This is a genomic window from Mesorhizobium sp. (genome assembly GCF_041661565.1).
In the GTDB taxonomy this organism is placed as follows: domain Bacteria; phylum Pseudomonadota; class Alphaproteobacteria; order Rhizobiales; family Rhizobiaceae; genus Mesorhizobium.
In genome coordinates, this window is the sequence record NZ_JBAZUD010000172.1 from 1 (window position 1) to 9,857 (window position 9,857).

At 64.3% G+C, this 9,857-nt stretch carries 12 protein-coding genes and 1 pseudogene; 9 read left to right on the forward strand and 4 right to left on the reverse strand.

Annotation, left to right across the window (positions count from 1 at the left end):
- The 3 genes from WC739_RS22480 to WC739_RS22490 form a co-directional block, all read right to left on the reverse strand.
- Window positions 1-772, reverse strand: a 772-nt coding sequence (locus tag WC739_RS22480) for a tetratricopeptide repeat protein (RefSeq protein ID WP_372955196.1), incomplete at its 3' end; no start/stop codon positions are given.
- A 1-nt stretch (window position 773) separates the two neighbouring features.
- Window positions 774-1,421: a thiamine phosphate synthase gene (locus tag WC739_RS22485; protein ID WP_372955197.1), complete on the reverse strand. Its 648-nt coding sequence runs from the start codon at window positions 1,419-1,421 to the stop codon at window positions 774-776.
- A gap of 228 nt (window positions 1,422-1,649) precedes the next feature.
- Complete coding sequence (locus tag WC739_RS22490; protein WP_372955198.1) at window positions 1,650-2,201, reverse strand: hypothetical protein; 552 nt, start codon at window positions 2,199-2,201, stop codon at window positions 1,650-1,652.
- Between the two features lie 331 nt (window positions 2,202-2,532).
- Between WC739_RS22490 and WC739_RS22495 the strand changes: the two genes are divergently transcribed.
- The 5 genes from WC739_RS22495 to ruvB all read left to right on the forward strand — a co-directional run bounded on the left by WC739_RS22495 (window position 2,533) and on the right by ruvB (window position 6,162).
- Entirely contained in the window at window positions 2,533-2,913 is a 381-nt protein-coding gene (locus tag WC739_RS22495; protein WP_372955199.1) for a hypothetical protein, read from the forward strand.
- A 416-nt stretch (window positions 2,914-3,329) separates the two neighbouring features.
- A complete protein-coding gene (locus tag WC739_RS22500) occupies window positions 3,330-3,863 on the forward strand; it encodes a DUF1465 family protein (protein WP_372955200.1) in 534 nt (177 codons plus the stop codon).
- 74 nt (window positions 3,864-3,937) lie between these two features.
- On the forward strand, window positions 3,938-4,447 hold the full coding sequence (gene ruvC, locus WC739_RS22505; RefSeq protein WP_372955201.1) for a crossover junction endodeoxyribonuclease RuvC: 510 nt from the start codon (window positions 3,938-3,940) through the stop codon (window positions 4,445-4,447).
- A 13-nt stretch (window positions 4,448-4,460) separates the two neighbouring features.
- Entirely contained in the window at window positions 4,461-5,081 is a 621-nt protein-coding gene (gene ruvA, locus WC739_RS22510; protein ID WP_372955202.1) for a Holliday junction branch migration protein RuvA, read from the forward strand.
- A 43-nt stretch (window positions 5,082-5,124) separates the two neighbouring features.
- Window positions 5,125-6,162: a Holliday junction branch migration DNA helicase RuvB gene (gene ruvB, locus WC739_RS22515; RefSeq protein WP_372955203.1), complete on the forward strand. Its 1,038-nt coding sequence runs from the start codon at window positions 5,125-5,127 to the stop codon at window positions 6,160-6,162.
- A gap of 79 nt (window positions 6,163-6,241) precedes the next feature.
- Here the strand turns inward: ruvB and WC739_RS22520 are convergent, their stop codons facing one another.
- Entirely contained in the window at window positions 6,242-7,492 is a 1,251-nt protein-coding gene (locus WC739_RS22520) for a glycoside hydrolase family 5 protein (protein WP_372955207.1), read from the reverse strand.
- 133 nt (window positions 7,493-7,625) lie between these two features.
- Between WC739_RS22520 and ybgC the strand changes: the two genes are divergently transcribed.
- From ybgC to WC739_RS22540, 4 genes and pseudogenes are all read left to right on the forward strand, one after another.
- Window positions 7,626-8,093 carry a tol-pal system-associated acyl-CoA thioesterase gene (ybgC, locus tag WC739_RS22525; RefSeq protein WP_372955204.1) on the forward strand — a complete coding sequence of 156 codons (468 nt, stop codon included), beginning with the start codon at window positions 7,626-7,628 and terminating at the stop codon, window positions 8,091-8,093.
- Window positions 8,094-8,441: 348 nt separating this feature from the next.
- Complete coding sequence (gene tolQ, locus WC739_RS22530) at window positions 8,442-9,152, forward strand: protein TolQ (protein WP_372955205.1); 711 nt, start codon at window positions 8,442-8,444, stop codon at window positions 9,150-9,152.
- A gap of 11 nt (window positions 9,153-9,163) precedes the next feature.
- On the forward strand, window positions 9,164-9,616 hold the full coding sequence (tolR, locus tag WC739_RS22535) for a protein TolR (protein ID WP_372955206.1): 453 nt from the start codon (window positions 9,164-9,166) through the stop codon (window positions 9,614-9,616).
- A gap of 7 nt (window positions 9,617-9,623) precedes the next feature.
- Window positions 9,624-9,857 (forward strand): annotated as a pseudogene (locus tag WC739_RS22540) (hypothetical protein); the annotation flags it as partial.

The window sequence follows — 9,857 nt, forward strand, 5'->3', positions numbered from 1 at the left end:
TCCAGGCGGCGAGATCGATCTGGGCGGTGTCGTAATTCTGCCTGGCGGCTTGTGCCAGCAGGCGCCTCGCCTGCGCGTCGTCGCGCGGTTTGCCGCCGACGCCATTGGCATAGATCTGCGACATCGCATATTGCGCATCGGCAAGGCCGGTCGCGGCGGCGCGCTCATAGTAGGAGACGGCCTTGGCGAGGCCGGCGTCGCCGGGATCCTGCCGCACCAGCATCTGCGCGAAATTGAACTGTGCCAGCCTGTTGCCCGCCTCGGCGGCGGCCTGCATCAGGGCGTAGGCCTCCTTCTCGTCCTTCTTGACGTAACGCCCGTCGAGCAGCATCAGCGCGTACTGGAACTGCGCTTCCGGCACGCCTTGTTCGGCGGCCAGAGCATACCATTTCGCCGCTTCCGAGGAATTCAGCGGCACGCCCAATCCGCGTGACAGGATTTCGGCCACCAGCGTCTGCGCCGCCGGGTCACCATTCTGGGCGCGGATCAGGGCTAGGTTGTAGGCGGTCTTGTAGAGCCCGCGCTGGAAGGCGCCATAGGCGGCGTCAGCCGGCCGCGCGCCGAAACGGTCGGGATTGATGGCGTCGGCCGACGGCAGCGGCGCCGGCTCAGCCGTGGTGGCGGGCTGCGGCAGCTGCGTCTCGATCGGCTTGTCGGTGTGAACGCCGGTTATGTCCGGCTTGGGCTGCGGCAGGGGAATCGTTTCGGCGGCGCAGGCCTGGCTCATGACCGTCGCGAGCAGCGCCTGAAGGAGAAGCCTGGCCGGCGTCACGTCAATCCTCGAAACGCGGCGCGGTTTCGTCGAGCAGCGCATTGGCCTGGGCGATCGCGGTCCCAGCATCGACGCCGTCGGCGAAGACAGCGCTAGACAGGGCGACGAACTCGGCGCCGGTCGCGGCCACCGTCTCGACCGAGGCGAGATCCGATCCGGCCATCACGATGCACGGGATCTGGATCATGTCGGCCCACCATTTGCCGAGCGACAAATTGCGTGGGTGGGGTTCCGGCTTGTTGTCGTAACCGAAGCGGCCGAAGAAGATGTAGTCGGGCCGGGTCTCGCCAAGCTCGAGCGCATCATCCCGCGTCTTGGCGCCACCGGCGCCGACCATCATCCTTGGCTGGAAATGTTCGATCGTCTCGGCGAGCTCGGCCTTGGGAACCTCGACATGAATGCCGTCCGCCTGGACGCGGCCCGCGATGCGTGTGTCGCCGGCGATGACGACCGCCACGCCGGCGGCCTGCGCTATCGGCGCGATCTGCTCGGCAAAGGCCTGGAAGGAAGCCTCGTCCATACCGTTCTCGGGCAGGATGAGCGAGGCGATGTCGCCGCCTTCGAACGCGGCCGCGATGCGGGCGGCCGGGACACCGGTCGGCGCGATCAGCACGATGCGGCAGCGATTGGGTGGCGTTGCGTCATTCATGGTTCTTCGATCCCGGTTTTCGCCTATGCCGGGCGAAGATGGTTGGATTGCGGCATAGAGCAAAGTCCGCGCCTTGAACAGGCGGGCAGGCCGGATCGGGTGTCGTGTGCGTCCCGCACACCTTCTGTCCCCCCACCGATGCGACCGTGGCGGTGGAGGGATCAAGCTGTCATGACACGGCATTGCCGGTCCTGCGGGGGTGGTGCGGGCGCTCAGCGCCCGCACGGTTCAGGCCGCGCTTTCCACCAGCCGGCGGCCGCCGCCAAATGCCAGCGTGGCGCCGGCCGCGACGACCAGCACCATGCCGGCGAGGATGCCGACGTCACGCACGGTCGGCTTGAGCACCATGTCGGCGATGATCACCAACATGACCGCATAGTCGAAGCGCGCCACGCTCATCATGCGTTGACCCGTGGCGAGGACGGCCGGCGTGATGCCATCCTTGGCGATCATGGCGCCCATGCGCTCGCCGGTCGGCTTGAAGATGAACATCCCGATCGAAAAGGTCGTGGCGTAGCCGGCGAGGCCGATGACGATCCACAGATCGGAGAAGCCGATCCACAAGCCGCACATGACGAGCCCGAAGAGGAGCGTCAGCATCGACATCGGCGCGAAGAAGCGGCCGCCCAGTTGTCCGCTGGCGCGTATCGCCCACAGCTTGTCCTCGAGGTTTCCGGCACGCTCGGCAAGCATGCCGAGCAGGAACAGGACGAAGCCGCCGCCGACCCACAGGATGGCTGTGACGACATGGAGGAATTTGACGATGGAATACCAGTCCATGAGTTGCTCCTTTGAGGATGGTGATGTTCGCGCTGACGCGGATCCGCGCCAGTTGCCGGCGAAGCGGGGCCTCTAGCGTGTCGCCTGTTTCGGAACGATGTCGCGAAAAACCTGGCTGTGTTTCGGGCTGTCTGGAGGTCACGAGGCGCACAAGGCAGCGGACGCGCGGGTGTTTTCTGCTACTATGAAAGGCGCCGGGAGGGGTCGGCGCGACATCGTCTGGAAACATCGCCGATGCTAATGCGCCGACGCCGGGAGCCCGGTGGCGAAAGCAATCGCCTGACGATCAACCCATTCCCGCGGGCGGGAAAAGGCAATTTGGGGGACAGACATGCAAGGGGTAGCGCGGAACTTCTTTACCTTGGCAATCATCTATTCGCTGTGCGGGATGGCGCTCGGCATCCACATGGCAATGAGCGGAGACCACGGCCAGATGCCGACCCATGCCCATATCATGGTGGCCGGCTGGCTGATGTCGGCGGTCTTCGCCTTCTTCTATCATCTGTTTCCGGCGGTCGGTCGGACGACGCTGGCCCTCGTCCATTTCTGGCTGACGGCGATCAGCGGCATCGGGCTCATGATCGGCCTTTTTGTCCTGCTTGCCGGCAATCCGGCTATCGAACCTGTGCTGGGCATAGCCTCGATCGGTTTCTACGCAGGCATGCTGCTGTTCGCGTTCATCGCCTTGCCGGCAGTCTGGAAAAAGCCCTGAGGTTCTGTTCGTGGGTCCCGCCAGGGCGGCTCTTCGTGGCCGCCGTCTCGGAGCGCGGTCCGACGTCCGGATTCGTGCCGTTATGGAACAGCGGGGGCTGTTCGCTCAAAAAACAGAGGCGCCGTTAAGGCTTCATTAAGCTTTACAGGTGTTTACTATGTCCATCCAGTGATCTGGATTCTTACCGAGTGGTTGGAGCCACTTTGTTTGACGCCTCCCTGTTAAACTCCTGAGAGCCGCGTTTTCGCGGCTCTTTTTTTATGCCTTCGACGGCGCGCGGGCGTCCGTTAACCTTCTGTTAAACATGTGCTTGCCTTCCCACCCGCCGAAGCGCATTTTCAAGCTTCAGCCATATAGGGTGCTGGACGGGACGGTGGGAGCCGGTTCGGCCGGTTGCAAGTTGCAGGGGCGTATTGATGAACGAGCCTTCGAAGGGCGGTGCCAAAACCGTCAAGCTGGCGGAACGTCGGGTATTTTCGCAATCCTTCAAGCCGCTCTACCAGGAAGGCATGGGCCTGGTCGAACAGGCGGCGGAGTATCTTGACGGCAAGGGCCGGGCCGAGGCGAAGAAACTGTCGCGCCTGGCAGCCACCCTCTACGCGGCCGAATCAATGCGGCTGACCACCAGGCTGATGCAGGTTGCGTCATGGCTGCTTTTGCAGCGCGCGGCGAATTCCGGCGAGATGACCCGCGATCAGGTCGCCTCGGAAAAATCCAAGGTGCGCCTGGACACGGCGTCCGCGCATGATGACGCCGCCGGATGGGGCGAACTGCCCGCCGATTTCCTCGACCTGGTCACCCGCTCGCTTCGCCTGCAGGCGCTGGTGCGCCGCATGGATGACGAGATCTACGGCGCCGGCGCCGTGTTGGACATGCAGCCCGTGGCTCGCCGCACGAATCCGGTTTCCGACCAGATCAGCCTGCTCAACACGGCTTTCGCCCGCGGCTGATACCAACGCACGGGTTGTTTCCGGTTTGTTCACATTTCGCTGGCATCGCTGTCGGCCGGAGGTAAACTGGCCGGATGGGGGAAGCGATTCGCATCATCGGTATCGATCCCGGGCTCAGGCGCACCGGCTGGGGCATCGTCGAGAGCCTCGGCAATTCCTTGCGCTTCATTGCCTCCGGAACCGTCCGATCCGACGACAAGGCGGCACTGGCGACGCGACTCTGCCAGTTGCATGACGGCCTCGTCGAGGTCCTGGATGGCGCGATGCCGCACGAAGCGGCGGTGGAGCAGACTTTCGTCAACAAGGATGCGGTGGCGACGCTGAAGCTCGGCCAGGCGCGCGGCATCGCCATGCTGGTGCCGGCGCGGGCCGGCCTCGTCGTTGCCGAATATGCGCCCAACGCCGTCAAGAAGGCGGTGATCGGCGTTGGCCATGGCGACAAGAAGCAGATTCACATGATGGTGAAAGTGCTGCTGCCGAAGGCGATCTTCGACACCGAACATGCAGCCGACGCACTCGCCATTGCAATTTGCCACGCGCATCACCGGCAGAGCGTGGCCTACCGGATGGCAATGCTGGCGTGAGGGATCATCTGGCATGATCGGCAAGCTCAAGGGCACGCTGGACGAGATCGACGAGGATCATTGCCTGGTCGACATCCATGGCGTCGGCTATGTCGCCTATTGCTCGGCGCGCACGCTGGCCGCGCTGCCTTCGCCGGGCGAAGCCGTGGTGCTGTTCATCGAGACCTATGTGCGCGAGGACATGCTGCGGCTCTATGGTTTCCAGTCCCAGCTCGAGCGTGAGTGGTTCAGGCTGCTGATGAACAATGTGCCGGGCGTCGGCGCCAAGGTGGCGCTGGCCATCCTGTCGACGCTGGCGCCGGCCGACCTCGCCAATGCCATTGCGCTGCGCGACATCGCCATGGTTTCCCGCGCGCCCGGCGTCGGCAAGAAGGTGGCCGAGCGGATCGTCACCGAGTTGAAGAACAAGGCGCCGGCCTATGCCGGGACCGCCTCCGGCACCATCGGCCTGAAGCAGGAACTCGGCGAGGGCGTCGCTTCAGCCCCGATCACCGACGCCGTCTCGGCGCTGGTCAATCTCGGCTACTCGCGCGATACCGCCGCCAATGCGATTGCCGCGGCCCTGAAGACAGCGGGCGAGGATGCCGACGCGCCGAAGCTGATCCGCTTCGGCCTGAAGGAACTGGCACGGTGAGCGCTCGCTTGTCCGGTCCGGGGGCATGTGCGAGTAAGTCTGCATGAGCCTGTCGCCCCGCCTGATTGCCCCGGAAAAACGCGGCGAGGATGCCGACCAGACCCTGCGGCCGCAGACGCTCGACGATTTCGTCGGCCAGGCGGCGGTCCGGGCCAATCTCAAAGTGTTCATCGAGGCCGCCAAGGGTCGCAGCGAGGCGCTCGACCATGTGCTGTTCGTCGGGCCGCCGGGGCTCGGCAAGACGACGCTGGCGCAGATCATGGCGCGCGAACTCGGCGTCAATTTCCGCTCGACCTCGGGACCGGTCATCGCCAAGGCCGGTGATCTTGCGGCCCTGCTCACCAATCTCGAGGAAGGCGACGTGCTGTTCATCGACGAGATCCACCGGTTGAGCCCGGCGGTGGAGGAAATCCTCTACCCGGCGATGGAGGATTTCCAGCTCGACCTGATCATCGGCGAGGGACCGGCCGCGCGCTCGGTCAAGATCGACCTTGCCCGCTTCACCCTCGTCGCGGCCACCACGCGGCTTGGCCTGCTCACCAATCCGCTGCGCGATCGTTTCGGCATTCCGGTGCGGCTCAATTTCTATTCGGTGGAGGAGCTGGAGCAGATCGTGCGGCGCGGCGCGCGCATCCTGCGGATGCCGCTCGGCGACGATGGCGCGCTGGAGATCGCGCGCCGCGCCCGAGGCACGCCCCGCATCGCCGGAAGGCTGCTGCGCCGCGTGCGCGATTTCGCCTCGGTCGCCGGCGATGGCCATGTCGATCGCCGGATCGCCGACGAGGCGCTGACGCGGCTGGAGGTTGACGCGCTCGGCCTGGACGCGCTCGACCGCCGTTACCTCGGCATGATCGCGCGCAATTTCGGCGGTGGGCCGGTCGGCATCGAGACGATCGCCGCCGGCCTGTCGGAGCCGCGCGACGCCATCGAGGACATCATCGAACCCTATCTGATCCAGCAGGGCTTCATCCAGCGCACGCCGCGCGGAAGGGTGCTGACGGCCAATGCCTGGCGGCATCTCGGTCTCGACGCTCCGAAGGATCTGGCGCAGCAGCAGATCAACCTGTTCCAGGAAGAGTGACGGCCGGGGACGTGCGACGGCGGGCGAGCGAGCCCAGCCGGCCTGCAGCCCGTCGCCCTGCCGGTCCGGCCCACTTGCGTCAGTGAAGTGCTCGGATCACGTCCATGACATCCGTTTCGGCCTTGTCGCCGCTGAAGGCATCGACGATGCCGAAGGCTCCGCCATAGCTCCACACCGACCAGGAAAAGCCGTGCGCCTCGGCACGCGCGATCATGTCCCTGACATAGGCGGCCCGGTACTGCGGAGGCATGACATAGGCATTGCCATATTCCTGGCGGATCATGCCGAACTCCCCAAGCGTGATGTTCTCCGGCTTGACGCCGTTGGCCTCTGCCCACGCCTCGACCTTTTTGAACGGCGCATCCATCAGCCCGAGCAGTTTGTCGGGATCGTCCATGCTGGCGACCTGTTCGTCGAGATAGGCGAGCAGGCCGCTCTGTCGGACCCACGGCGCCTCGGCCCTGATCCTGGCGCGGATGGTGTCCAGCGTCACATCGAGTTGTGCTTTTGGAACGGCGGTCAGCGGATAGGGCAGCCCCGTGACATAGGGAATGAAGTCGCCGGCCCAGGTGGCGCCCTGGTGGGTGAGCAGGAACGGATCGTAGGAATGGAAGGTCCAGATGACATTGCCGTCCGGGATCGCCTTGGCATTGATCTTTTCGAGCGACGACGCGGCGGAATAGCAGGCGCCGGTCAAGATCAGGGTCAGTTTCGTGGCGGACGAACGCGCCGCGGCGAACAGTTTGCTCTGGCGGTCCGGCCACAGGCTGGTGCCGTCGCTGTCGCAATCGAGGATCGGTTCGTTCATCAATTCGAAGGCGACGTTTCGCGGATCCTCACCGGCCAGCGTACGGCCCATCCTGCGTACCATCTCGACATAAAGGTCGAATGTTCGCGGATCCTCCATCACCTGCGCCATGCCGATCCTGCGGCTGCCGCCGGCCGGGATCAGGTGCATGTCGACGATCACCTTCAGGCCGGCGCGGTTGATCATGCGCACGGAGTCCAGCACGCTGGCATAGAGATCGTCACGCAGGCCCACGGTCTTGTCGGACAGGAAGGGCGACGGGTCGACCGGCATGCGCAGGAAGTCGAAGCCGGCGTCCTTCAGCGCCTTGAGGTCGTCGTCCTTGAGGAATTTTCGCCATTCGGGATAGGGCAGGATGGCGTTGGCGTTGCCCCATTGCTCCTCGCCGGGCCAGGTGACCCATTGGTCGAGATTGAGGCCGCGCTTCATCGAAAAGGTCGCCGCCTGGCCGGGTGTCGCCAACGCCACCAGCGCCAACAAGGCCGCCGCCAGGGTCTTGATCATCGCCGTCAACAGTGCCATCGGGTTCATGCGCCAAGCCAGTGTGTGTCGCCCAAAGGCGTACAGCGGTTGCAAAACAACGACATGCACGGAGACAATTGCCTGGAGCGCGGTCCGCTACAGGTGCCTCGTCGGGACCGAAAAAGGAAGCGCAATGGGCGATCATGGTGAATCGGCTTTGATGGCCGGGCTTTCCGGCGCGCTGACGGGGTTCGGGCACCGGCTGATGGCGCGGGTCTACTACGCCGACACCGACTTCTCCGGCGTCGTCTACCACGCTCGCTATCTCGAATTCTTCGAACGCGGCCGCTCAGACTATCTCAGGCTGACAGGCGTGCATCACACAGAACTCGCCGGCGGCAAGCATGGCGAGAGAATAGTCTGGGTGGTGCGTCGCATGGAGATCGATTTTCGCGGCTCCGCCCGTATCGACGACATCCTGACCGTCGATACCCGCACCGAGGACATTTCGGGCGCGCGCATCTTCATGGCGCAGCAACTCAAACGCGGCGAAGAGGTGCTGGTCGAGGCCAGGGTGGAGGCCGCGATCATCGGCGAGAATGGGCGGCCGAGGCGGTTTCCCAAGGAATGGGTGGCGGCGTTCATGCCCGAGGTGCCTTGACATTCCGGTGATGCCGGCCTGCAAACGAACGCTACTTGAGCTTCCCGGTGCTCACGGACTTCCCCACCCGCTCAACCCACCCTGGCGTCGCGCAGCATGACGGCGTTGCAGCAGCAGGCGCGGCAATGCGCCGCGCCTTATTCACTAACCCATAATTAACCATAACGGTTCATGAAGAGATTGGTGAAGATTGGCGAGGTCACACGCCTTCCTTTCACCAACATTTGCCCCGAAAAGGCCCGCCAAAGGCACGGTTTGGGGTTGTTCCGGTAGCTTCGCGCGAACCGACCACAAGGGATGCCAGGGGCCAGCCGCCAGCTTTGCCCGGAAAATCTTAAGGACGTAACGATGGAAACTATCGCACTCGCCGAACCGGGCGCGCAATTGTCGATTTGGGCACTGTTCATGCAGGCCAGCTGGGTGGTCAAGCTGGTCATGATCGGTCTGCTCTGCGCCTCGGTGTGGACCTGGGCGATCATCGTCGACAAGCTGGTGTCCTATGCCCGCATGCGGCTGGCGCTCAACCGCTTCGAGCAGGTGTTCTGGTCCGGACAGTCGCTGGAAGAGCTCTACCGGACGCTCGCCGACCGCAAGACATCAGGCATGGGCGCGATCTTCGTTGCCGCGATGCGCGAGTGGAAGAAAAGCTTCGAGAAGGGCGCCAAGACGCCGCTCGGATTGCAGACCCGCATCGACAAGGCCATGGACCTAGCGCTGACCCGCGAAATGGAAAAGCTGGAGGGACGCCTCGGCTTTCTCGCGACCACGGGCGCGGCCGCACCGTTCATCGGCCTGTTCGGCACCGTCATCGGCATCATGACCTCGTTCCAGGCCATTGCCGGGTCGAAGAACACCAGCCTCGCGGTGGTCGCGCCCGGCATCGCCGAGGCCCTGCTGGCTACGGCCATCGGCCTGCTCGCCGCCATCCCGGCCGTCATCGCCTACAACAAGCTGTCGTCCGACGCGAGCAAGATCGCGGTGCGCATGGAGGGGTTCTCCGACGAGTTCTCCGCCATACTCTCGCGCCAAATCGATGAAAAAGTCGCGCCGAAGGCCTGAGGAGCAACGAGATGGGTATGTCCGTAGGCATGGGCGGGCGCGGCGGGCGCGGCCACAGGCGGCGCGGCCGTCACCATGGGCTGATGTCGGAAATCAACGTCACACCGATGGTCGACGTTATGCTGGTGCTCCTGATCATCTTCATGGTCGCCGCACCGATGCTGACGGTCGGCGTGCCGATCGACCTGCCTGACACGCAAGCCAAGGCGATGAACGCCGATACGCAGCCGATCACCGTCTCGATCGATGCCGCCGGCAAGATCTATCTCCAGGAGACCGAGATTCCGATCGACGAACTCGTGGCCAAGCTGCAGGCGATCTCCAAGACCGGCTATGAGGAACGCATCTTCATCCGCGGCGACAAGTCGACCGACTATGGTACGGCGATGAAGGTCATGGCGCGTATTTCGGCCGCCGGTTACAAGAATATCGGCCTGGTTTCCCTGCAGGAACAGGACCAATAGACGCGCGATGAAGACCGGCCTCACCACATCGGTGATCTTGCATACGGCGGCGCTGGCCTTCGGCCTGCTCACCCTGTCCGCGCCGGCCCCCTTGCCATCCGCCGATGTTGAGTCGGTCGCCGTCGATATCGTGCCGATGGAAGCCGTCGCGCAGACCTTGCAGGGCGACAAGAAAGCGGTGATGCACGAAAAGCCTGCGCCAACGCCGACCAAGCGTCCCGACGTCGTGTCCGATGCGCAG

Bases quoted from the DNA above. Each gene is read 5' to 3' on its own strand.
- WC739_RS22485 (WP_372955197.1), bottom strand. From the start codon at position 1,421: ATGAATGACGCAACGCCACCCAATCGCTGCCGCATCGTGCTGATCGCG.
- WC739_RS22490 (WP_372955198.1), bottom strand. From the start codon at position 2,201: ATGGACTGGTATTCCATCGTCAAATTCCTCCATGTCGTCACAGCCATC.
- WC739_RS22495 (WP_372955199.1), top strand. From the start codon at position 2,533: ATGCAAGGGGTAGCGCGGAACTTCTTTACCTTGGCAATCATCTATTCG.
- WC739_RS22500 (WP_372955200.1), top strand. From the start codon at position 3,330: ATGAACGAGCCTTCGAAGGGCGGTGCCAAAACCGTCAAGCTGGCGGAA.
- ruvC (WP_372955201.1), top strand. From the start codon at position 3,938: ATGGGGGAAGCGATTCGCATCATCGGTATCGATCCCGGGCTCAGGCGC.
- ruvA (WP_372955202.1), top strand. From the start codon at position 4,461: ATGATCGGCAAGCTCAAGGGCACGCTGGACGAGATCGACGAGGATCAT.
- ruvB (WP_372955203.1), top strand. From the start codon at position 5,125: ATGAGCCTGTCGCCCCGCCTGATTGCCCCGGAAAAACGCGGCGAGGAT.
- WC739_RS22520 (WP_372955207.1), bottom strand. From the start codon at position 7,492: ATGGCACTGTTGACGGCGATGATCAAGACCCTGGCGGCGGCCTTGTTG.
- ybgC (WP_372955204.1), top strand. From the start codon at position 7,626: ATGGGCGATCATGGTGAATCGGCTTTGATGGCCGGGCTTTCCGGCGCG.
- tolQ (WP_372955205.1), top strand. From the start codon at position 8,442: ATGGAAACTATCGCACTCGCCGAACCGGGCGCGCAATTGTCGATTTGG.
- tolR (WP_372955206.1), top strand. From the start codon at position 9,164: ATGGGTATGTCCGTAGGCATGGGCGGGCGCGGCGGGCGCGGCCACAGG.